General features: G+C 74.0%; 21 protein-coding genes. 13 read left to right on the top strand and 8 right to left on the bottom strand.

Going from position 1 to position 21,237, the window contains the following annotated elements; translation table 11 throughout:
* Positions 1-41 precede the first annotated feature (41 nt).
* The 6 genes from ACIP82_RS05300 (at position 42) to ACIP82_RS05275 (ending at position 4,737) form a co-directional block, all read left to right on the top strand.
* The gene (locus ACIP82_RS05300; protein WP_363612787.1) at positions 42-632 is read left to right on the top strand and encodes an HAD family phosphatase; all 591 of its coding nucleotides are present in this window, start codon (positions 42-44) and stop codon (positions 630-632) included.
* A gap of 241 nt (positions 633-873) precedes the next feature.
* Positions 874-1,077, top strand: coding sequence for an EF-hand domain-containing protein (locus tag ACIP82_RS05295; RefSeq protein ID WP_363612789.1), 204 nt, complete (start codon positions 874-876; stop codon positions 1,075-1,077).
* An 863-nt stretch (positions 1,078-1,940) separates the two neighbouring features.
* Positions 1,941-2,429, top strand: a complete 489-nt coding sequence (locus ACIP82_RS05290; protein ID WP_400651072.1) for a hypothetical protein — start codon at positions 1,941-1,943, stop codon at positions 2,427-2,429.
* Positions 2,430-2,828: 399 nt separating this feature from the next.
* Positions 2,829-3,626 (top strand): TIGR03084 family metal-binding protein, encoded by a 798-nt coding sequence (locus ACIP82_RS05285; protein ID WP_400651069.1) that lies wholly within the window; start codon positions 2,829-2,831, stop codon positions 3,624-3,626.
* Between the two features lie 98 nt (positions 3,627-3,724).
* Positions 3,725-3,994 carry a hypothetical protein gene (locus ACIP82_RS05280; protein WP_400651066.1) on the top strand — a complete coding sequence of 90 codons (270 nt, stop codon included), beginning with the start codon at positions 3,725-3,727 and terminating at the stop codon, positions 3,992-3,994.
* 41 nt (positions 3,995-4,035) lie between these two features.
* Complete coding sequence (locus ACIP82_RS05275; RefSeq protein ID WP_363612800.1) at positions 4,036-4,737, top strand: maleylpyruvate isomerase family mycothiol-dependent enzyme; 702 nt, start codon at positions 4,036-4,038, stop codon at positions 4,735-4,737.
* 35 nt (positions 4,738-4,772) lie between these two features.
* Here ACIP82_RS05275 and ACIP82_RS05270 read toward each other — a convergent pair whose 3' ends face one another.
* Both ACIP82_RS05270 and ACIP82_RS05265 read right to left on the bottom strand, forming a co-directional pair.
* Positions 4,773-5,201 (bottom strand): hypothetical protein, encoded by a 429-nt coding sequence (locus ACIP82_RS05270; protein ID WP_400651064.1) that lies wholly within the window; start codon positions 5,199-5,201, stop codon positions 4,773-4,775.
* A gap of 119 nt (positions 5,202-5,320) precedes the next feature.
* Positions 5,321-5,956, bottom strand: a complete 636-nt coding sequence (locus ACIP82_RS05265; protein ID WP_363612804.1) for a peroxidase-related enzyme — start codon at positions 5,954-5,956, stop codon at positions 5,321-5,323.
* A gap of 329 nt (positions 5,957-6,285) precedes the next feature.
* Here ACIP82_RS05265 and ACIP82_RS05260 point away from each other — a divergent pair, with 329 nt between their 5' ends.
* Positions 6,286-7,545: an APC family permease gene (locus ACIP82_RS05260; RefSeq protein WP_400651060.1), complete on the top strand. Its 1,260-nt coding sequence runs from the start codon at positions 6,286-6,288 to the stop codon at positions 7,543-7,545.
* A 295-nt stretch (positions 7,546-7,840) separates the two neighbouring features.
* Here the strand turns inward: ACIP82_RS05260 and ACIP82_RS05255 are convergent, their stop codons facing one another.
* Positions 7,841-8,086, bottom strand: coding sequence for a DUF1918 domain-containing protein (locus ACIP82_RS05255; protein WP_363612808.1), 246 nt, complete (start codon positions 8,084-8,086; stop codon positions 7,841-7,843).
* A 327-nt stretch (positions 8,087-8,413) separates the two neighbouring features.
* On the opposite strand from ACIP82_RS05255, the gene ACIP82_RS05250 reads away from it, so the two are divergent.
* The gene (locus ACIP82_RS05250) at positions 8,414-11,137 is read left to right on the top strand and encodes a GNAT family N-acetyltransferase (protein ID WP_400651057.1); all 2,724 of its coding nucleotides are present in this window, start codon (positions 8,414-8,416) and stop codon (positions 11,135-11,137) included.
* Positions 11,138-11,142: 5 nt separating this feature from the next.
* Positions 11,143-11,826: an HPP family protein gene (locus ACIP82_RS05245; RefSeq protein ID WP_400651055.1), complete on the top strand. Its 684-nt coding sequence runs from the start codon at positions 11,143-11,145 to the stop codon at positions 11,824-11,826.
* A 209-nt stretch (positions 11,827-12,035) separates the two neighbouring features.
* Here ACIP82_RS05245 and ACIP82_RS05240 read toward each other — a convergent pair whose 3' ends face one another.
* The 4 genes from ACIP82_RS05240 to ACIP82_RS05225 form a co-directional block, all read right to left on the bottom strand.
* On the bottom strand, positions 12,036-12,317 hold the full coding sequence (locus ACIP82_RS05240; RefSeq protein ID WP_363612810.1) for a dsRBD fold-containing protein: 282 nt from the start codon (positions 12,315-12,317) through the stop codon (positions 12,036-12,038).
* 194 nt (positions 12,318-12,511) lie between these two features.
* Entirely contained in the window at positions 12,512-13,372 is an 861-nt protein-coding gene (locus ACIP82_RS05235; protein WP_400651052.1) for a universal stress protein, read from the bottom strand.
* Complete coding sequence (locus ACIP82_RS05230; RefSeq protein ID WP_400651049.1) at positions 13,369-13,839, bottom strand: hypothetical protein; 471 nt, start codon at positions 13,837-13,839, stop codon at positions 13,369-13,371. Before ACIP82_RS05230 ends, ACIP82_RS05235 begins: the two co-directional genes overlap by 4 nt.
* A gap of 63 nt (positions 13,840-13,902) precedes the next feature.
* Complete coding sequence (locus tag ACIP82_RS05225) at positions 13,903-16,326, bottom strand: glycoside hydrolase family 65 protein (protein ID WP_400651046.1); 2,424 nt, start codon at positions 16,324-16,326, stop codon at positions 13,903-13,905.
* A 199-nt stretch (positions 16,327-16,525) separates the two neighbouring features.
* Here ACIP82_RS05225 and ACIP82_RS05220 point away from each other — a divergent pair, with 199 nt between their 5' ends.
* The gene (locus ACIP82_RS05220) at positions 16,526-17,227 is read left to right on the top strand and encodes a response regulator (RefSeq protein ID WP_400651043.1); all 702 of its coding nucleotides are present in this window, start codon (positions 16,526-16,528) and stop codon (positions 17,225-17,227) included.
* 146 nt (positions 17,228-17,373) lie between these two features.
* Entirely contained in the window at positions 17,374-18,357 is a 984-nt protein-coding gene (locus tag ACIP82_RS05215; RefSeq protein WP_400651040.1) for an Acg family FMN-binding oxidoreductase, read from the top strand.
* Here the strand turns inward: ACIP82_RS05215 and ACIP82_RS05210 are convergent.
* Positions 18,354-20,063, bottom strand: a complete 1,710-nt coding sequence (locus tag ACIP82_RS05210; protein ID WP_400651038.1) for a GAF domain-containing protein — start codon at positions 20,061-20,063, stop codon at positions 18,354-18,356. The two genes, ACIP82_RS05215 and ACIP82_RS05210, sit on opposite strands and share 4 nt — an antisense overlap.
* Positions 20,064-20,278: 215 nt before the next feature.
* Here ACIP82_RS05210 and ACIP82_RS05205 point away from each other — a divergent pair, with 215 nt between their 5' ends.
* Both ACIP82_RS05205 and ACIP82_RS05200 read left to right on the top strand, forming a co-directional pair.
* Complete coding sequence (locus ACIP82_RS05205; RefSeq protein WP_400651035.1) at positions 20,279-20,464, top strand: hypothetical protein; 186 nt, start codon at positions 20,279-20,281, stop codon at positions 20,462-20,464.
* A 30-nt stretch (positions 20,465-20,494) separates the two neighbouring features.
* A complete protein-coding gene (locus tag ACIP82_RS05200) occupies positions 20,495-21,196 on the top strand; it encodes a pyridoxamine 5'-phosphate oxidase family protein (protein WP_400651032.1) in 702 nt (233 codons plus the stop codon).
* The last annotated feature ends 41 nt before the right edge of the window (positions 21,197-21,237 follow it).

Genomic DNA, 21,237 nt, shown 5'->3' with positions numbered 1-21,237 from the left:
CACCCGCACAGCCGACCCACCAGGAAGGGACCACACGAACGGTGGCGACCACGACTCCTGCCGGCCACGACACGTACTCCGCCTACGCCTTCGACTTCGACGGCACCCTCGCGGACACGGCCGACATCAACCACGGCGCGGTACAGGCCTCACTCGCCGCCCACGGCATCACCGTCACCCTCACCTGGCTCGCCGCCGAACCCGCCTTCACCGCCGGCCAACTGCGCCGCCGCCTCGCCCTCCCGCCCGCCGCCCTGCCCGAGGACACCTTCGTCCAGGCGGCCCGCGCCTACTGGTTCGCGAACACCGACCGGATCAAACCGATCTCCGCGGTCGCCACCGCCGCACGCACCGCCGCCGAACACGCCGCCCTCGCCGTCGTCTCCGCCAACTACAGCGACATCGTCCGCCACGGCCTGACCGTCATCGGACTCGACGACCTCCCCTGGACCATCGTCGGCCGCGACGACGTCGCCCAGCCCAAACCCGCCCCCGACGCCTACCTGCACGCCGCCCACCTGCTGCGAACCGAACCCGGTCACTGCCTCGCCCACGAGGACAGCGACGAGGGCATCACCGCCGCCACGGCCGCCGGCATGCGCGTCATCGACATCCGACACCGACCCTGGTGATGATCCCGGGCAAGTCCACCGGCCGGCAGGAGCATGCCTCGGCATGTAGCAGCTCATGCTCATGGTGCTCGTCGGCGTGCACCATGCTGGCTGCATAGGCCGGCGCCGGGGTTGGCTGGAAGCCTGCCACCCTCTCACCCACATGGCCCCACGCTGACGTGCAATGCGCGGCACACCTCTGCCAATGTGGCTGCGGCCAGATGGATCTTCAGGATCCTGATGATGACTGGAAGGACGCGCCATGACCGAAGCCGAGGCCAGGGAACTGTTCGCAAAGATCGACAGCGACTCCGACGGACAGATCAACGTCGTCGAACTCGCCAACCACTTCAAGAGCGAGGGCCACCAGGGGCAGCTCAAGGAGAAGGTCAAGGAGGCGATGGCGGCGGACAGCAACCGCGACCGCGTCCTCGACTTCGAGGAGTTCTACGCGCTGGTCAAGTAGCACGTGGGCGGACCGCCCCCGGGCGCAGGACAGGAACGAGTCCCGGGGTGATCGCCGGTTCCGCGCGCGGTCGGGTGCTGCTGATCGGGCCGGCAAGGCCGGCACGATCGCGGGGCACCTCCGTGCCGCCCGGGGGTGGTCCGTCGTGCGCCCTACTGGTGCACGTACTCGCGGCCTGGACGCACGTCAAGCACAGGTCAAGCCGCGGATCCGCGTGGACTCGCGGCCGAGCCACTGCTCGGCGCGTGCACCGGCCGCAACCCACGCCGAGTTCGCCGGCCTCCTGAGAGCGGCGGAAACCGCCCGGGACAGGTACATGGTGGCAATCACGGCCTGCTGCGCACCGCGCGTCGACCAGCTCGTGTCACTGATGCGCGAGGACACCCACTGCGTCCCGATCGGCCGGACCGTGCCGGGGCGCCCCTGTCTCCGGGGCCGCATCTCCGTCTGCGGAAGCGGGGCGGGCATCCGAAGGGCGCGGCCAACAAGAACCGCAGCATGGTCATCGTGCCCGTGCCGAGCGCGGTGGAGATGCTCTACGCCGACTGGCTGCGCGAGCGCGGACGGCGAAGACGGCGTCCTGCCACGATCCCCGCTCCTGCCACGTCATGGCCCCGTCGGTGCTCCGCTCGGCGGTGCACCGCAGGTTGACTCTCCGGGTCCTCCAGGCCGGCGACCCGCCCTGCGCCGATACGTCCAGGTCGACGACGTGGTTCCCGCTGCTGAACAGCCCTCCCGGTGCGTCCCAGTCGGGCCCGGTGACGGGCGCGGGGGCGCGGAGCAATCCCGTTTCGGTACCCGCCAGGACGGCTCCCTCGGCAACGGCCGGCGCCGTCACGGAGGCCGCGGCGACGCCGACGCGGTTGAAGGTTGACCTGCTCGGTGACGCGGTAGACGTCGTCGGCGACGATGTCGGCGAGGTTCACCGCGAAGGCCTCGCCGTTGCGCAGACCGCAGCCGCTCATCGGGTCGACCACCAGGAGGAAGGTGTCGTCGCCGGCGGTGCGTATCGCCTGGAGCTCGGCTGGGGAGGGTATGACGGCGCGCTTCGGGTCGTGCTGGGGCGGCTTGACGCCGTCGAACGGGTTCTCGTCGTGGAGGCCGAGGCGGTGGGCGTCGAGGAGGATCGACTTCAGCTTGTCGAAGGCGTTGGACTGGGTAGCGAGGCCGACGCCGTTGCGCTCCATGGTCTGGATGAAGGCCTCGACGACCTTGTGGTCGAAGGTGCCTATCCGGCGGCTGCGGAAGGCGGGGTAGAGGTGGCCGGTCCGGTGAGGAGGTCCAGCAGGCGCGGAGCGACTGGGAGACCCCCCGCTTCGGCGAGATGCACGGCTACGACGGTGCCCGACTGAGGGCTCCGGAGCTTCCCGACATCCCGCTGAAGGCGCGGGGTCGGGTGCGCTGAGCTGCGGTAGCGCCCGTATAGAGGTGCGCGTGTGAGGTTGCGGGTCTGGTCGCCCGGAGGTGCTGAGAGGCGGTCGCCCGGGTTGCCGTGCGGCCTTTCGGGCTCGGTTGGGATGGGTGTAGCAGGGTCACGTCGGAGGGGAGGTGGAGCTGCCCGGTGACGGTGGACGGGCCGTGGCCGGTCCGGGCGGCCGGCAGGGTGAGCGGCGGCAGGTCGTCGTCCTGGGCCGGCGAATGTCCGGTGCCGGATACGGGCGGCACGTATGGAGAAGCACGCGCGGGGCCGCGTCCGGAAAATGAACGCGGGATCGGATTGAGCGCGCTTCGGCAAGGAAGGGAATGGCCACATGACCGCAATGCAGGACGTCTGCGCCGACCTGGCGACGGAAGGGGCCGAACTCGCCCGGCTGGTGACGGGCCTGTCGCCCGACCAGTGGTCCGCGCCGAGCCCGGCCGCGGGCTGGACGGTCCGGCACCAGGTGGCGCACCTGGCGCTGGTCAGCCACCTGATCGACCTCGGGGTGCGCGACCCGGTCGCTTTCGAGGCCGAGACCGCGCCCATCCGGGAGGACTTCGGGACCGGCATGGCGGCCCGGCTCGCCGAAGGCCTCGCCGAGCCCGTCCCCGACCTGCTGCGCCGCTGGGCCGAGCAGAGGGCCGCCGCCGAGAAGGGGCTCGCCGCCGCTCCCCGGCGCGAACCGGTGCCGTGGCTGGCCGGTCCGCTGCCGGCCGGCGTGCTCGCCGCGGTCGCGTTGATGGAGCTGTTCGCGCACGGCCAGGACGTCCACGAGGCCCTGGGCGTCCCGTACGCCTTCACCGATCGGATCGGCCACATCGCCTTCCTCGGCACCAGGACCCGGGACCTGGCCTACCGGGCCCGCGGCCTGGAGCCCCCCGCCGAGCCGTTCCGGTTCGAGCTGACCGGCCCGTCCGGCGTCTCCTGGGCCTTCGGCCCCGAGGAGGCCGAGCAGCGGATCTGCGGCCCGGCCGCGGACTTCTGTCTGCTCGTCACCCGTCGCAGGCACCGCGACGACCTCGCGCTGACCGCCGTCGGCGCGGCGGCCGACCACTGGCTGGGCATCGCCCAGACCTACCTCGGCCCGCCCGGCGAGGGGCGCGGCCGCATTGGGCAATATCGCGTATAGATCGGCCACTCGGCGGCTGGTTTCCTCGCTGTCGGGCCGGTTCGGCCCGCCCGCCACGAGGGACCAGGAGGCGCCGTGCCAGAACAACGAACGAGTCGGTGGCTGCCGGCCGGACGGGCCACGCCACGCTCCCGGCGGCCCGGCTCGCCGACGCCGTGCAGCGCTGGTGGGCCCGGCACATCCCGGCCGAGTTCGGCGCGGCCTGCACCTGCGTCCACGCGGTGCCCGCCGTGGCGGCCGCCACGGCCGGCGGCCCCGTGCCCCGGCCGGTCGAGGAGGCGATGGCCGACACCGTCCACCAGCTGTACCGTACGGGTCTGCTGACGCGGCGCCAGGCGGGCGCCGCGGGCGAACTGACCACATCATGACGGCGGCGCCGCGCGACGCCCCGGAACCAGAGGAGACGACCGTGACAGCGGCGCAGACCCAGCACGATCCGGCCGAGCAGCACTTGGCCTACCGGCGCAGCCGGAAGGCGATCGCCACCCTGGTGGCCGGGCTGCCGGACCCGGCCGCCGTCGGCGTGTCCGCCTGTCCGAACTGGAGCGTGCGGGACCTGATCGGGCACCTGGTGCACATCTGCGAGTCGTTCGTCGCCCTGGAGGACAGCCAGATCGACCTGGGCCCGCTGGAGGGCGTCCCGGCGGCCGAACTGCTCGACCGCTGGGACGGGTTGGACGGCGCGCTGCTCGAGGCCCTGGGCCATACCCCGGAGCTGCGCCGGCGGATCCTGCTGCTCGACGTGTTCTCGCACGAGCTGGACCTGCGGCTGGGGCTGGACGCGCCCGCCGAGCCGACCGCGCACCCCGCGTTCGACGGTGCGCTGGACCTGAGCACCATGGGCTTCGGCCTGGCGGTGCACGGCGGCGGGCTGCCGGCGTTGCGGATCGAGACCCCCGGGCGGGCCTGGGTGGTGGGCGAGGGCGCCCCCGCCGCTACCGTGCGCGGGGTGGCGGTGGACGTGTTCCGGTCGCTGACCGGCCGCCGCACCTGGCCGCAGATCGAGGGCCTGGAGTGGTCCGGGGGATCGGCCGGGAAGTGGGCGGAGGCGTTCGCCTGGGGCCCGTTCGCGCCGCCCGCGGCCGAGGTGGAGCCGCTCGTCGGGCGCTGAGCGGGTCCGGCCGCCGCGCGCCGTGCGGCGGCCCCTCACGTCCCGGTCAGGGCGGGCGCGTGTACCGGGGCGGTGCCGGGGGCGGGCCGCCGCAGGGAGTCGGGCTCCGGCAGTGCCGGCAGGTCCGGCGCGGTGAGCAGCGCGAGTTCGCCCACCGGGCGTTCGCCCGACGGCAGTTCGCCCAGCGGGGCGTCCAGCCGGGCCCGGCCGAGGCCGGGGTCGGTGCCGTCCCGGCGGGCTGTTTCGGCGACCACCACCTCCCGGACCGGCTCGGGCACCGGTTCGGCGCCGACCCGGTCGACGGCCGCCGTGCCGCGGGCCGGCGCGTCGGCGATCCGCGGATCGGCCGCCGCCCGGTCCAGGTCCGGCGGCAGCGGCGCGGCCGGCAGCAGCGACAGCGACGTGCCCGGCGTGGCCGTCGCCCGGACGGACGCGCGCATCAGGCCGATCAGCACCCGGAGCACCGGGCCGAGCGCCTGGCCTGGCCTGGGCGTTCGGCGGCAGCGGGCCCAGGAAGATAGTGACGGAGGACATGCCGGTGCTGGAGGAGGCGCCAGTCAGCAGGACCGCGGGCGAGGGCCGCTCACCTGCCTTCCGCCAGGCGCTCCTCGGAGACGGTGGCGTCCTCCGGCTGCGAGGCGATCCGGCTGCGGGTCACCGAGTTGCCCAGGCCCAGGCCGTCCACCAGGCGGTTGATGAAGGCGAACAGGGCGGCGGTGAACACCGCCTCCAGCATCTCCTCGTTGCTCCAGCCGGCGGCCTCGGTCGCAGCCCAGTCCTCGTCGGTGATCCGGAAGGCGCCGGTGCCGACCTTGGTGACCAGGCGCATCAGCGCCTTGGTGCGCTCGTCGATCGGCAGCTCCTCCACCGAGGGGGAGTTCTCGATCGCGTCGGTCAGCTCCTGGGGGCCGCCGAACTGGGCCAGGAACCAGTTGTGGGTGCCGACGCAGTACGGGCAGCCGTTGACCTTGGAGCTCCAGGCGGAGATCATCTCGCGGGTCGCGCGCGGTAGCACCCCGTCGTTGAAGACTCCGCCGTATCCGGCGATCACGACCTCCAGCAGGTCGGGGCGGCTGGAGACCAGCCGGAACATGTCCGGCACGAAGGGGATGCCCATCCGCGACTTGATCGCGTCGTACAGCTCCTTCGTCCGGCCCTCGGCCTCGGCCTCCTCCACCAGCGGGACGCGAACCGTGCTCAGCACATTCGGATCGGTCATGGGTAATCGCCTTCCCTTTCGACGGTACGGGTCGCCCCGCAGGCCTTTCCGAATACCGGGGGGACGCGTGGAATTCCTGCCCGGCGGGCAACTTCGTGGTTCTCCCCATGGTGGCAGGAACACTGCGGGCTTCTCGTCTCTCAGATTGCCCTGGATGCGCCGGCCCCGGACGCTGTCCGCCCGGCCCGGCGGCACGGGACAGAGCCGCGGGGTCTCGGGATCGGGTCCGGTCGGCGGCCGGACCGGGGCCGGCGCATCCAGGGGCAACCGTCCCGTCGCCGAGGTGGGATACCGTGCACCGTCATCGAGGGGCGATACAGGGGTTTGTCATGGGACGACGGGTCGAGAGCGCGCAGCCGCAACTACGCCGTCAGCTGGGCGTGTTCGACGCGGTGGTCGTCGGTCTGGGGTCGATGATCGGCGCGGGGATCTTCGCCGCGCTGGCTCCGGCCGCCGCCGCGGCCGGGTCAGGCCTGCTGCTGGGACTGGCGCTCGCGGCGGTGGTGGCGTACTGCAACGCGACCTCCTCGGCGCGGCTGGCCGCCCGGTATCCGCAGTCCGGCGGGACGTACGTCTACGGGCGGGAGCGGCTGGGAGCGTTCTGGGGCTACCTGGCGGGCTGGGGGTTCGTCGTCGGCAAGACCGCGTCCTGCGCCGCGATGGCGCTGACGGTGGGCGGCTACGTGTGGCCCGGCCAGGCGCACGCGGTGGCGGTGGCCGCGGTGGTGGCGCTGACGGCGGTGAACTACGCGGGCGTGCAGAAGTCCGCATGGCTGACCCGGGTGATCGTCGCGATGGTGCTCGCGGTGCTCGCCGCCGTCGTGGCGGCCGCGCTGACCTCGGGCGGTGCGGACGCGGTCCGGCTGGACATCGGTGCGGACGCCACGGCGCACGGGGTGCTGCAGGCGGCCGGCCTGATGTTCTTCGCGTTCGCCGGCTATGCCCGGATCGCCACCCTCGGGGAGGAGGTCCGCGACCCGGCCCGTACCATCCCCCGGGCCGTCCCGGTCGCGCTGGGCATGACGCTCGTCGTCTACGCCCTCGTCGCCGTCGCGGTCCTCCTGGTGCTCGGGTCCGAACGCCTGGCCGGCGCCGCTGCGCCGCTGGACGAGGCGGTGCGGGCGGCGGGCGCGGACTGGCTCACCCCGGTGGTACGGGCGGGGGCGGCCGTGGCCGCGCTCGGCTCGCTGCTCGCCCTGATCCTCGGGGTCTCCCGCACGACGCTCGCGATGGCCCGCGACCGGCACCTCCCGCACGCTCTGGCGGCGGTCCACCCCCGGTTCCAGGTGCCGTACCGTGCCGAGCTCGCGGTCGGCGCCGTCGTCGCGGTGGTGGCGGCGACTGCGGACGTGCGCGGGGCGATCGGGTTCTCGTCCTTCGGGGTGCTGACCTACTACGCCGTCGCGAACGCCTCGGCCTGGACGCTGACCCGGGCCGAGGGCCGCCCGCCGAGGCTGGTTCCCGTAGTCGGTCTGGCCGGCTGCCTGGTGCTGGCGTTCGCCCTGCCGGCGTCCGCGGTCGTCTCGGGCGCGGCTGTCCTGGCCGCAGGGGCCGCCGCCTACGCGGTGCGCCGGGGCGTCTCCTCGTAGGCCGGGGTCGTCGAGTGCGCCGGCCTGGGTTCCGGAGGCCGTCGCCCGGACGGTCGAGCTCCTCGGACGGCCCCGCCGCCGGGGCCGGACGGCCGCCCTGTGGGTGGGTCGCGCGGCCGAGCGGGTCTGGCCGTGAGGGGCACGTGAAAGGTGCGGCGGGGCGCCGGCATCGTTGCCGAGGCCGCCGCGGTCGCGACGGAGAGCCAACCCGGCCTCGACGAGTCGCCGGAGCCGGTCGTCGGTCGTCGGGCGTCCGGCGACCGTGTTCATCGGCGCGGGCCGGTCGCTCGGCCCGTCAGTCGGCGAAGAGGTGCGGGTTGAGCGGTACGGGCGCGGCGGGGGCCTCGTGCTCGTGGCGGAAGTGGTGGATCCGGGCGTCCGGGCCGGGGAAGTACTCCGTCACCCGGTCGCTGTCGGACCAGCGCACGTCGTACGGCGGGCTGCCGTCCGGGTGGTGCAGGCCGATGATCTCGCCGTCCCTCCTGGTGGCGCCCGGCCGGGTGCCCTGGACGATGATGCGGTCTCCCACGGCGGCTTTCATGCCGTCCTCCTGCGGTCGGTACGGGACGGGGCCGGCCGCCCGTACCTCCATGACACCACCGGAGGCCGGGCACGGCAGGGGCCGGAAGGTCCCGGGCCGGTGGCCCGTCCGGCCCTGGGAACGCGGCTCCGGGCCGGAGAACACACACCGTCACCGCCGTCACCACAGGCCCGGCTCGGCCTCCCGGCCCGCCCTTCGGCCGGTGCGCGGTCGGACGGTACGGGGCCAGGACACCGTTCGGCCGGGCGGGGCCGGTCGGCCCTCCCGTAGCGCAGGGCGGGCGGGGAAGCTGGAGGAGACCGATCGGCGAGGCCGAGGAGGCGTGCCATGTCCACCGTCCATCCGCCGCGCACCACCGCCGAGGCCCTGCTGGCCGACGGCACCACCGTCGGGATCCGTCCGCTCGGCCCGCAGGACCACCAGGCGGTGCTCGATCTGCACGCCACCGGGATGTCAGAGGAGAGCCGCCGGATGCGGTTCCTCGGGGTCAGCCGCAACGCGCCGGGGCAGGCCGCCGACCGGCTGTGCGGTCCGCCGGTGACCGGCCTGCTGGCGCTGGGGGCCTGGACGGGGGAGGAGCTGGTGGGCGAGGCGGACTGCGAGCTGCTGGACGACCCGCCGGAGACGGCCGAGCTGGCCCTCGCGGTGGCCGACCGCTGGCACCACCGGGGCGTGGCCACCCTGCTGCTGGAACACCTGGTGCATGCTGCCCGGGCCGCGGGGATCCGCTGGTTCGAGGCCGACACCCTGTGGGGCAACCGGGCCGTCCATCGAGTCTTCGCCGACCTCGGCCTGCCCGTCCAGCGCCGCTACACACAGGGTGAGGTCAGGATCCGGGTGCCGCTGGACGAGAGCGACGAGCACTACCGTTCGGCGGTGGACGAACGCGGCCGCCGGGCCGACGTGGCCAGCCTCGCGGCGCTGCTGCGCCCGGCCTCGGTCGCGGTGGTCGGGGTGTCGCGCCGGGAGGGGTCGGTCGGGCGGACCGTCCTGGCGAAGATCCGGCGGGGCGGATTCGTCGGGGCTCTCTGGGCGGTGAACCCGCACACCGGGCAGATCGACGGCGAGCCCGCGTACCCGTCCGTCGGCGAGCTGCCCGCCGTGCCGGACCTCGCCGTGCTGGCCGTGCCCGCCGCCGCGGTACCCGGGGTGGCCGAGGAGTGCGGCGCCGCCGGGGTCCGGGCGCTGGTGGTGCTCACCTCCGGACTCTCGGCGGAGGAAGCCCGGCGGCTGATGCGCGCCTGCCGCTGCCACAGCATGCGCCTGGTCGGGCCGAACAGCCTGGGCATGGCCCAGACCGATCGCTCCATCCGGCTGGACGCCGAGTTCGGAGGCGCCTTCCCCCGGCCCGGCACCGCCGGGGTGGCCGTGCAGAGCGGTGGCGTGGGAATCGCGCTGCTGTCGCGGCTGGCCTGGCTGGGCATCGGGGTGTCGAGCTTCGTCTCGCTCGGCGACAAGTACGACGTCAGCGGCAACGACCTGCTCCAGTGGTGGGAGACGGACGGCCGGACCGACCTCGCGCTGCTCCACCTGGAGTCCTTCGGCAGCCCGCGCGCCTTCGCCCGTACCGCCCGCCGCGTGACCCGGACCGTCCCGGTGCTCACCGTCGACGCCGGACGCTCGACGGCCGGCCGCCGGGGCGCGGCCTCGCACACCGCGGCCGCCGCCACCCCGACCGTGACCCGGGAGGCGCTGTTCCGACAGGCGGGCATCACCGCCACCCGGAGCATCGAGGAACTCGTCGAGGCCGCCGCCCTGCTGCACGCCCAGCCGCTGCCCGCTCCACGCGGAGCGGTCGCGGTGGTGTCCAACGCGGGCGGCATCGGCATCCTGGCCGCAGACGCCTGCGCCGAGGCCGGACTGGTGCTGCCGGAACTCCCTCCGGGACTCGGGAATCTGCTTCCGCCCGGCGCCTCCGTCCGTAACCCGGTGGACACCACGGCAGCGGTGCTTCCGACCGAACTCACCCTTTTCCTCCGCGCGTTGGAGCAAGAGGAGGCCGTCGACGCGATCCTGGTGTGCCTGGTGCCGACGGCACTGTGCGCCACCCCCGCGCGCGAACCGGTGCGCGCCCTGCTGGAGGGCCCGGCCCGGCGACGCGTCCCGATCGCCGCCGTGCTGCTCGACCAGCAGGTGCCCGTCCGCTACCGGACCTGCGCCGACGGCGGCGTGCTGCCGGCCTACTCCGACAGCCTCGCCGCCGCCCGGGCCCTCGCGCACGCCCGGGACCGGGCCCGGTGGCTCGCCGAAGCCCCCTCCGCACCCGCCGAAGCCCCGGACTGCGACCGGCGTACCGCCCGCAGCCTGATCGACGGCTACCTCACCGCCCACCCCGACGGAGGCTGGCTCGACCCGCTGTCCACCGCCGACCTGCTGGAGGCGTACGGGCTGCCGCTGGCCACCTCGGTGTGGGCCCGGGACGAACACATGGCCTCCGTCGCCGCCACCGGTCTGCGCCGGCTCGGGTACGAGGGGAAGGTGGCCCTGAAGGCGTACTGGCCCGGCCAGGTACACAAGAGTGCACTGGGCGCCGTCCGGACCGGCCTCGCCGCCGACGCCGAAGTGCGCGCCGCCTACCATGAGTTCACGCGGAAGTTCGGTCCCGAGCTGGCCGGAGCGGTGGTCCAGCCGATGGCGGCGCCCGGGGTGGAACTGCTCGCGGGCGTGGTCCAGGATCAGGTCTTCGGCCCACTCGTCGTCCTCGGCCTGGGCGGCACCGCCGCCGACGTCCTGGCCGACCGGACGGCCCGGCTGGCCCCGCTCAGCGAACGCGACCTGACCACCATGGTCGCCGAACTCCGCAGCGCACCAATGCTGTTGGGGAACGGCGGCGCGCCCCCGGTGGATCTCGCCGCCGTGCGGTCCGTGCTCGCCGGGCTGTCCCGGCTGGCCGACGACTTCCCGGAGCTCGTCGAGGCCGACCTCAACCCCGTCATCGCCCGCCCCGACGGCGCGGTCTGCGTGGACGCCCGGGTCCGTCTCGAACGCAGGCCGTCCTTCGACCCCTACCTGCGGCGGCTGCGGCGCCCGGCGACCGCCGAAGGGACGTGAACACCGTGAAGCACAGCATCCTCGACGGCACGGCGGCCGACACCTTCCCGTCGTCCCATCCCGCACCGCCCGCCGCCCGCACCCGGGTCCGCGACTGCATGAGCCGCCCCGGGGTCGCCGTCACCCCCGGGACGGACTTCGCCACCGTCGCCGCCGTGCTGAGCGCCTCCCGGCGGGGCATCGTGCCCGTGGTGACGGCGGACGGTACGGTCACCGGCGTGGTCGCCGTCTCAGACCTGCTCGCCGCCTACGCCGAGGAGGACCCGCAGCGGGAACTGCTGGCCCGCGACCTGATGGCCGCCCCGGCGGTCACCGCCACCGAGGACCTGAGCACCGCCGAGGCGCTCGCCCTGCTGAGCCGCAAGTCCCTGCACCACCTGCCCGTCGTGGACGCCGACGGCCACCTCACCGGCCTGCTCTCCTCGCACGACCTGCTCGACGCCCTGCGCCGCGACGACGAGGAGATCCGTGCCGAGGCGCTCACCCTCGCCCTCACCCCTGGTACTGGCATCGTCCCCGGCGCACTGCACATCCGTTGTGAGCGCGGCCGCGTCTGGGTAGCCGGCCGCACCCGCACCCGCAGCGACGCCGGGGCGCTCTGCCTCCAGATCGCCCGCATCGAGGGACTCACCGGCCTCGCCGACCACCTCGCCTGGGACCTCGACGACGGCGGGCCACCGGCCGGCTGACCGCACCCCGGCCCACAGCGGAACGACCGCCACCGGGCACGAGTTCGGCCGCGACGGTGAACCCGGGACGGCGGGCGCGTCGCCACCCCGCACGGTCAGGGAGCGCCCGCCACGGCAGGCCCGGGCCCGCCGGTACCGGAATGCCGGCGCGTCAGCCGTACCGGACGGCCGCCACCGGGCAGCGCGTGTGGCGGGGCAGCGCCGACAGGTCAGGACGGCGGGAACGGGGCGTTCGTGGCCGCGTCGGTGACACCGGCGCGGAGCAGTTGGTGTCCGAGGTCCACCAGGGCCCGCCCCGCCGCGTACTCGTCGCCGATCTCCGGTACGGGGTCGTCGTGGGGGTTGCGACGGGCCGTGGTCCGGCTCTCCAGCGTGTTGTCGCCGGTGTCGAGTACGGCGTGCACCTTGGTGACGTCCCCCTCCTCGAAGAGGTCCAGGCGAAGGGTCCACCGTTTGGTGCGGGCCGGCTGGGGTGCGGTGCCCTCGTTCATGTTCGCGTCCGTTCGTTCGGGGGCGGGCCACGCGGGCCCGTCCACGGGGACCGGTGCCGCCGGTGTGTCCGCGCGGCCCGCCGGGACGGGGGCGAGGCGTGTCCGGTACCTCCATCGTGGGACCACGGGCCGCGAGTCCGCGAGGGGAGCGGGCCCGGCGGCGGACGGACCGGCCGGGACCGCGACGCCGGTGGTCAGCGTCCGCCGCCCGGGGCGGAGGGCACTGTGACGACCGGGCAGTGGGCGCGGTGCAGCAGGCCGTGCGGGACGGACCCGAGCCGCATGCCGGTGAACCCGCCACGCCCACGACGCCCCACCACGACGGCGAGCGCGTGCTCGGAGGCTTTGGCGAGTTCCTCGACGGGGTGGCCGCGGATCACCTCGTGCGTGAGCGTGACATCGGGGTGGACGGCCCGGCGTCCGGCCGTGGTCTCGCCCAGCCGCCGCCGCAGGGTCTGGACGGTCGCGCCCTCGTCGACGTGGCCGTCCAGGTGCGACTGCCAGACCCAGACGGCGCGCAGCGCGGCCTGCCGCCGTTCGGCGAGGTCGAAGGCGAAGTCCACGGCCGCCCCGGACGACGGGCTGCCGTCCACACCGACCACCACGTACGGCGGCTCCTGGGTGACGTGCTCGGGTTCGCGGACGACCACCACCGGGCAGTGGGCCTGGGCGCTCACCGGGACGGTCACCGAGGACGTGCTCAGCACCTCCTCCAGCCGGTTCAGCCGGCGCGAGCCGAGGACGACGAGTGCGGCGTGGGCGGACTCCCGGCAGAGGAGCGGGGCGGGTGCCGCCTCCTTGACGGCGGTGGCCACCGACAGGTTCGGGTGCCGTCGGCGGGCGAAGGCCGCGGCATCGTCCAGGGCCCGGTCGCCGCGCTCCCGCAACTCCTTGAAGGCATGCGGATCCTCGGACACCGGCGGAAGGGCGTGGACCATCCGCAGAGAGAGTCTGCGGCGGTCGGCCTCGTCGGCCGCCCAGGCCACCACCATCCTCCCCGGGGTGAGGGTGTCCACGCCGAGGACGACCGGGCGGCGCTCGCTGGCGGATGTCATGGCTCCTCCACCGGATCGGCCGGCCGGTCCGTGACGACCGGCCCTGCTCCCACGGTAGGGAGACCGGGGCGTTCGGTGCGAGGGCCGTCCGGCCCCATGCGGGAGGGCCGGACCGCACGGGGCACCGGTTGTCCGGCCCGCAGCCGGTTCTCGATCAGCCGCCGGACGTCGCCGGTGTGCCGGCGCAGACGGCCGGAGACGGCCACGGCCGGCGGCTGCGGAGCGTTGATCCGACGTGCACCGGCGGGGAGCCGGGCCAGGTCGGTCTCGAAAGCGGCCCGGGCCCGGGCGAGCGGAGGCCGTGCGGCGGTCCGCTCACCGCCCGACATCACCGTCTCCAGCAGCGGGATGGTGTCCTCGGGCGCGGGCTCGTCCCGCAGTGCGACCGTGTCGGTGCACCCCGGCCCGCGATACACCTGCTCGGCCCCGGGCATCACCGCCAGTGGCGGACCGGACGAGTACGGCATCGACCGGCTGGTCCACGCCGGCGCACCGCACGTCGTACGGTGGACTGCTCCGGTCCGGCCGGCTCACAGACTGAAGGTGTGTCGCTCACCGGGCCGGACGATGGTCGGCGCTCCCCGGAACCGGATCTGGACGGGCTCCTGGCGGCTCTGCCGCAGGCTCACCGTCACCGCCCGCCGGTCGGTGGCGATCACCACACCCCAGTGGCCGCGGTAGCGGAGTTCCAGCTCCAGGCGGCCAAGGGCGGACGGCAGACGGGGATCGAGCCAGAGTGCGTCCTCGCGGATCTCCAGGCCGGTGTAGCAGCGTTGCAGCAGGTCGACCGCGCCGGCCATCGCGCCGAGATGGATGCCCTCGGCGGTGGTGCCGCCCTGGGCGTCCCGGAGGTCGGCCACCAGGGCGTCGCGGAAGTACCGCCAGGAGGCGCGGCGGTCGGAGCGGGTGAGCACCCAGGCATGCACCACGGAGCTGAGCGTCGAGCCGTGGACGGTACGCCGCAGGTAGTACCCGGTGGTGCGGCGCAGCAGCTCGTGCCCGGCAGGGTAGCCGAGCCGCCGGAGCAGGTCGCGGACCTCGCGGGCGGAGAACAGGTACCAGAGCATCAGCACGTCCGCCTGCTTGGACACCCGGTAGCGGTTGACGGTGTCGCCCTCGGCCTCCAGGATCCGGTCGAGCCGGCGCAGGTCGGGGTAGCGGTGCCGGTAGGCCGTCCAGTCGAGTTCGTCGAGCCGTTGGTAACCGTCGAACTGGCTGAGCACCCCGTCGTGGAAGGGGACGTGCAGACGCCGCCCGACGTCCTGCCAGCGGTCGAGCTCGGCGCTGTCCAGCGCCAGTCGTTCCAGCAGTTCGTCGCGGCGGTACTCCGGGAGGATCCGTACGGTGTCCAGGGCGCGGGCCAGCACCCAGGAGGCCAGCACATTGGTGTAGGCGTTGTCGTCCAGGCCGGGACCGGCCGCCCACGGGTAGGCGTCGTGGTACTCGTCCGGGCCGAGCACACCGCGGATCGAATAGCGTTTCCGCCGGGGGTCGTAGGTGGCGGTCGAGCACCAGAACCGGGCGATCTCCAACAGCATCTCGGCTCCGGCCTCGGAGAGGAAGTCCATGTCACCGGTGGCCTGGTAGTACTGCCAGACGTTGTAGGCGACCGCCGAGCCGACGTGCCGCTGGAGGTGGCTGCGGTCGGGCAGCCAGCGGCCGGAGAGCGGGTTCAGGTGCAGCCGCTGGGACTCCTCGCGGCCGTCGCTCGCGCTCTGCCACGGGTACATGGCGCCGCGCAGTCCTGCTTCGCGGGCGCTCTGCCGGGCGGCGCCCAGCCGCCGGTGGCGATAACGCAGGACGGCCCGGGCGAGTTCGGGGAAGCGCGGGTTGAGCAGTTGGAGGACGAACAGTTCGTCCCAGAAGACGTGGCCCCGGTACGCCTCGCCGTGCAGCCCGCGGGCCGGGATGCCGACGTCGAGGTCGGCGGAGTGCTCGGAGTACGTCTGGAGCAGGTGGAACAGGTTCAGGTGCAGCGGGCCGGCGCCGTCGAAGTCCGCCTCGATCCGGCAGCGGCCCCACAACTCCGCCCAGCGCACGGAGTGTTCGGTCAGCAGCCGGTCGAAGGCGGCGGCCTGCGCGGCCAGGAGCCGGGAGGCGGGCAGGGGCGCCTCGATCGCCGGGTCGCGGGAGGTGTGGACCGCGACGGTCTTCTCGATCGTCACCGGGCGGTTCCGCCGGATCTCCACCGCGAGGGTCTGGGCCGCCCGGCCGTCCCGGAACTCCTCGGTGCGGTGGGCCGGGACGGGCGCGCCGCCCGCGTGGTGCAGGCGGGTGCGGGCCGCGAGCGCGATGTGCAGCGGCGACCCGATGGCGGCGACCTCCAGCCAGAGCAGACCGTCCTCGTCCACGCCCTGGCCGACGGGGAGGAGGTGGCGGTCGGCCAGGCCGCGGTAGCGCGCGACTCCGGTGTTGGTGACGGTGCCGTCCAGCTCCGAGCGGATCTCCACCGGACCGGACCAGTTCTCCGCCGTCAGCGTGCACTGCAGGACGAGCAGGTGCGGTTGCGCCTGGCTGGCGATCCGCCGCTGGACAAGCCGGGTCCGGCGCCCGCCGGAGTCCACCACCAGGGCGGTCCGGGTCAGGACACCGCGCCGGAGGTCGAGCTCCAGGGCCTGCTCGGCGGGCGGGCCGGTGAACCACGTGCCGCCGACGGGGCGGAAGGTCAGGGGCAGCCAGTTCGGGGTGTTGATCAGGTCCTCGTTGGTGACCACCCGGCCCGCGACCGTCGAGGCGGCGCGGTCGTAGCAGCCGGCCAGGTAGGTGCCCGGGTAGTGGACGCAGTCGGCGACCGACTCGGGTGCGGCGCCCCGGCTGACGAGGTAGCCGTTGCCGACCGCGCAGAGGACCTCCCGCAGCCCCTCCTCGGCCGGGTCGAAGCCCTGGTAGCACAGGGTCCACGGATCGGGCATCGCGGCGTTGGCCGCCGTCGTCGTGGCGGTGTCCGGTTCCACGCGCGGCCTCCGTGCTGTCGGCGTCCTTCCAGTCTGCGCAACGGGCCGTCGGGCCGCTCCCCGGCCGAGCCGCTCGTCCACCGTTCTCGGTACCCGGTCGGGGCGGAGCCGGACGGCCGGTCCTTCTCCTCCGGTGCGCTGCGGTGGTCCGGCGCGCAGAATCGGTGGGGAGAGGACACCAACACCCGGGGAGCCGGCGATGGACGTGACCGAGCCCGTGCAACCCGCCGAGTCCGCGGGGCCCGTGCGGGTGTTCCTGCTGGACGACCACGAGGTGGTCCGGCGTGGGGTGCGCGATCTGCTGGAAGCGGAAACCGACATCGAGGTCGTCGGTGAGGCGGGCAGCTGCGCGCAGGCGCTCGCCCGTATCCCGGCGCTGCGGCCGCAGGTCGCCGTCCTCGACGTCCGTCTGCCGGACGGTGACGGGGTCACCGTCTGCCGGGAGCTGCGCGACCGGATGCCGGATCTGGTCTGCCTGATGCTGACGTCCTTCGACGACGACGACGCCCTGCTGGACGCGATCATGGCGGGTGCCGCAGGCTATGTGCTGAAGCAGGTCAAGGGCGCCGACCTCGTGGGCGCGGTGCGGACGGTGGCCTCCGGTCAGTCCATGCTCGATCCGGCGACCACGCGCAAGCTCATGGAGAGTCTGCGCCACCACGAGGAGGCCGACACCGGGACGGTCCTGTCCCAGCTGACCCCGCGTGAGCGGGAGATCCTCGCCCTGGTGGGGGAGGGCAAGACCAATCGGCAGATCGGCCAGGAGCTCTACCTGGCCGAGAAGACCGTCAAGAACCACGTCTCGCGGCTGCTCGCCAAGCTGGGCGTGGAACGGCGTCTCCAGGCGGCGGTGCTCGCGGCCCACGCCGACCCGGAACACCGGTCCGACCGTTCGCGCTGAGGCCGACCGGCCCCGCCGACAGAGCCGGTCGGCCCAAGCGCGGAGCCGGGTCCGGGCAGCACGGTGGGGATGAGGCAACCGCCGGGGGACACCGTGCCCCGGCGGCGGACCGCCCTCCTGCTGACGGCACACCCCGGGAGACCGCCATGTCCACGCTCGCCCTCGACGCCACCGCCCTGGAGAAACTGGTCTCCGCCGCGGTCGCCGCCCCCTCGATCCACAACAGCCAGCCCTGGCACTTCCGGCTCCAGCCCGAAACCTCGATCCTGGAGGTGCGCGCCGTGCGGGAGCGTGCCGTACCGGCCGCGGACCCCCAGGGGCGGGCGATGCACATCTCCGTCGGCGCGGCGGTACTCAATCTGCGGGTCGCCGCCCGCCACCTCGGCTGGGCACCCGTGGTGCGCCTGCTGCCCGACCCCGCCGAACCGGACCTGTTCGCCGGCGTCCGGCTGGACGAGGCGTCCCCCGTGCGGCTCCCCGGCACCGAGGAGCTGTACGACGCGATCTGGCACCGCCACTCCATCCGTACCCCGTTCACCGGACGGCCCGTCCCGGCGGACGTCCTGGACCAGTTGGTGGCGGCCGCGCGGGTGGAGGGGGCCACGCTCCAGCTGCCCGACCGGCAGGAGACGGCCCGGCTGCTGGAGATCACCACCGAGGCCGAGCGCCGCAGCACCACCGACCCCGCGCAGCGGGCCGAGAGCCGTAGCTGGATCCGGAGCGGGGACCAGCCGCCGTACGGAATCCCGGTCCGCGCGCTGGGCCCGCAGGACCGGGCCGGCCGGCTGCCGATGCGGGACTTCTCCGCCATCCGTCCCACCGAGCACCAACCGTTCGCGTCGTTCGAACGCGAGCCGCGCATCGCGGTGCTCACCACCGAGCACGACCGCCCCGAGGACTGGCTGCGCACCGGGCTCGCCCTGGAGCACGTCCTGCTGACCGCCACCGTGCACGGTGTCCGGGCCTCGCTCCTGCACCAGGCGATGGAGTGGCCGCACCTGCGCTGGACCACCAGGGAGCCGCACCAGCGGCCGGGGCACGTGCAGATGCTGGTCCGGCTCGGCTACGGCCCCGAGGGCGCGCCCACGCCCCGTCTGGCGGCCGCCGATGTCCTGGACCGGGAAACCTAGGGCAGCGGGACGCGCCAGGCCAGTTCGGTGCCGCCGCCGGGCCGTGCCCGGGCGCTGAACGTGCCGCCGAGCTCGACGGCCCGTTCGGCCAGATTGGCCAGCCCGCTGCGTCGACCGTCCTCGGGGAGGCCCACGCCGTTGTCCGTGACGGTGAGTGTCAGGTCGGATCCTGCCGTCAGCGACACGTCGACCGCGCTCGCGACGGCATGCCGGGCGGCGTTGGACAGCGCCTCCTCCAGCACGGCGACCGTGCCCTCCGCGATCAGCGGTGGCACCGCGACGTCGAGCAGACCGGCCATCCGCAGACCCGGCGCGAAGCCGAGAGTCCGCGCCGCACGCTCGACCACCTGGACCACCTGGGAACGAAGCCCCTTCGACGCGGGGCCGGCTTCGCGGGCGCGCAGGCCGAAGATGGTGGCCCGGATGGTCTTCGCGGTCTCGTCGAGGTCGTCGATCGCCCGCAGGACCCGGTCGGCGGCCTCCGGGTGGTCGATGAAGCGGACGGCACCCTGGAGGGTCATCCCGGTGGCGAACAGCCGCTGGATGGCAAGGTCGTGCAGGTCGCGGGCGATCCTGTCGCGCTCCTGGAGCAGCCCGACCTGTTCGGAGTCCCGACGCCGCTCACCCAGCTCCATGGCCACCGCAGCCTGGCCCGCGAAGCCCAGCAACGGCCCGGACTCGTCCTCACCGAACACGGGCGATCCTGTCGCGCGGGCCAGCATCAGCACCCCGCGCACCCCGTGCCCCGCAATGCCGATCGGTACCGCGACGGCGGGTCCCAAGCCCTCCCAACGCGGCGGACCGACGGTGATCCTCGGGTCGTTCCGTACATCGCAGCTCACCACGAGCCCGCCGGTCCGGGCGGCGGCGCCGACGAAGGAGCCGTCCAGCGGGAGGACCAGGTCGCGGTGCTGCTGTTCCCCGAGTCCGACGGCGGTCCGCACCTTCAGGTCGTCGGAGCCGGGCAGTGGCAGCGCGACCACCGCGAGGTCGGCGCCGGCGATCCCGGCCGCCCGGGCGAGCAGCAGGTCGAGCACCTGCTGCTCGGAACTTCCGGACAGCAGACTGCTGGTGATCTCCGCGTTGGCCGTCAGCCAGCGCTCGCGCAGCCTGGTCTGCGTGTACAGACGGGCGTTGTCGATCGCGACCCCGGCGGCCACGGCCAGAGTGGCGAGCACCGACTCGTCCTCGGCGTCGAACTCGCCGCCGCCCCGCTTCTCGGTCAGGTAGAGGTTGCCGAACACCTTGTCCCTGACCCGGATCGGCACCCCGAGGAAGCTCCGCATCGGCGGATGGTCGGCCGGGAACCCGTAGGACGACGGATGGTCCGAGATCCGGCCGAGCCGCAGTGGCACCGGGTTGCGGATCAGCTCGCCCAGGACCCCGTGACCGGACGGCAGCGCTCCGATCCGCTTCACCTGTTGGTCGGTCATACCGACCGGGATGAACTGGGAGAGCCGCTGGTCCTCACCGATCACCCCGAGTGCGCCGTACCCGGCGTCCACCAGGGTGACCGCCGCCTCGACGATGTGCTGCAGCGCCTGGGTCAGTTCCAGCTCCCGGCCCACCGCCAGGACCGCCTCCAGCAGGCTGTGCACCCGGTCCCGGGTGCCGCGCGCGGCGTTCAGCCTGGTCTGGAGCTCGTCCAGCAGGTCGTCCAGACGCAGGTGCGGCAGAGGAGTCGAACTCTCCGCTTCGCTGCCCACCGGTTCCTCCGAGACTCGCCGGGTGCCACTGCCCAGACTAGACGCGGCGGCCCGGGCGCGTCGTGTCCCGCTGGGCCACCAGGGCCCATCGGCCCCAGCCGCCGGCCCCGCCCGGCCCATGGCGATCACCCGTCGCCCGAGGAACGCTGGAGGGGAGGACGGGACGGCACCGCAGCCGTCGCGCTCCGGCAAGGTGCGACAGGAGTGACCAGGCCATGAAGGCGCTGACCTACCACGGACCGGGCCGTCGGACCTGGGGCGACGTCCCCGACCCCGCGGTGCGCGACCCCATCGAGGCGGTCGGCGTCCCCGCATCCTTCGAGCTGTGCACCCGCGCCTACGACATCTTCGCCGACGCGGGCACCGACGGCGCCCTCAAGGTCGCGCTCTTCCGGACGTGAAACCGACACCGGCGAGCCAAGGAGCACACGGTGAACCAGAACCTCCACAACGAAGCCGTCCGCCGCGTCGATCCCGCAGCCGTCGCGCGCAGGGTCGCCGATCGCTGTTCCCAACTCGGCCTGACCGATGAGGTGCTGGCGAACCAGGCGGCCATGGCGCCGCGCTACCTCAAGTACCTTCTGGAGACCGGACCGGACTTCGACCCGGGTGGCTTCCTGCGGATCGCCGCCGCCCTGCGGCTCACCTACCAGGAACTGGTCGAGGGGCGCGCCGACGCCCCGCCGGGACAGCCGGACGCCGGGCCGCGTCCGCTGCTGGTCCACCTCACCACCGCCGAGTGCTGGGACAGGGTCGGTACCCACGGTGTGGGCCGGATCGCCCTGCCCGTCGAACCGGGCCCCGCGGTCTTCCCGGTCAACTACACCGTGGACGCCGCGACGATCGTCTACCGGACAGCCGCACAAGGCGCCGCGGCGCCGGACGACGGAGCCTCGGTAGCGTTCCAGGTCGACCGGATCGACGATCACCTGAGCCAGGGCTGGAGCGTCCTCATCCTCGGCAGAGCCGAGCACGTCGACGACCCCGACACCGTCCGTCACCTGCGGCGGCTGCCCGGCACCACGCCGTGGGCCGGCGGCGACCGACCGCTCTGGGTACGCGTCCGCACGGAGAAGATCACCGGCCGCCGGGTCGGCAGCGGCAGGTCGCCGACCCTAGCGGGCGACTTCTGACGCGCTGATTCGAAACGTCCGGGGAGACGTGGCGACCACCA

Origin of the sequence: Kitasatospora sp. NPDC088548, assembly GCF_044753005.1 — a bacterium.
Classification (GTDB): Bacteria; Actinomycetota; Actinomycetes; order Streptomycetales; family Streptomycetaceae; genus Kitasatospora.
This window is presented reverse-complemented; position numbering and strand designations above follow the sequence as displayed.

Excerpts from the sequence above, each read along its gene's own strand:
- ACIP82_RS05295 (WP_363612789.1), top strand. The coding sequence starts at position 874 with ATGACCGAAGCCGAGGCCAGGGAACTGTTCGCAAAGATCGACAGCGAC.
- ACIP82_RS05285 (WP_400651069.1), top strand. The coding sequence starts at position 2,829 with ATGACCGCAATGCAGGACGTCTGCGCCGACCTGGCGACGGAAGGGGCC.
- ACIP82_RS05265 (WP_363612804.1), bottom strand. The coding sequence starts at position 5,956 with ATGACCGATCCGAATGTGCTGAGCACGGTTCGCGTCCCGCTGGTGGAG.
- ACIP82_RS05260 (WP_400651060.1), top strand. The coding sequence starts at position 6,286 with ATGGGACGACGGGTCGAGAGCGCGCAGCCGCAACTACGCCGTCAGCTG.
- ACIP82_RS05255 (WP_363612808.1), bottom strand. The coding sequence starts at position 8,086 with ATGAAAGCCGCCGTGGGAGACCGCATCATCGTCCAGGGCACCCGGCCG.
- ACIP82_RS05250 (WP_400651057.1), top strand. The coding sequence starts at position 8,414 with ATGTCCACCGTCCATCCGCCGCGCACCACCGCCGAGGCCCTGCTGGCC.
- ACIP82_RS05240 (WP_363612810.1), bottom strand. The coding sequence starts at position 12,317 with ATGAACGAGGGCACCGCACCCCAGCCGGCCCGCACCAAACGGTGGACC.
- ACIP82_RS05235 (WP_400651052.1), bottom strand. The coding sequence starts at position 13,372 with ATGACATCCGCCAGCGAGCGCCGCCCGGTCGTCCTCGGCGTGGACACC.
- ACIP82_RS05230 (WP_400651049.1), bottom strand. The coding sequence starts at position 13,839 with ATGCCGTACTCGTCCGGTCCGCCACTGGCGGTGATGCCCGGGGCCGAG.
- ACIP82_RS05220 (WP_400651043.1), top strand. The coding sequence starts at position 16,526 with ATGGACGTGACCGAGCCCGTGCAACCCGCCGAGTCCGCGGGGCCCGTG.
- ACIP82_RS05215 (WP_400651040.1), top strand. The coding sequence starts at position 17,374 with ATGTCCACGCTCGCCCTCGACGCCACCGCCCTGGAGAAACTGGTCTCC.
- ACIP82_RS05205 (WP_400651035.1), top strand. The coding sequence starts at position 20,279 with ATGAAGGCGCTGACCTACCACGGACCGGGCCGTCGGACCTGGGGCGAC.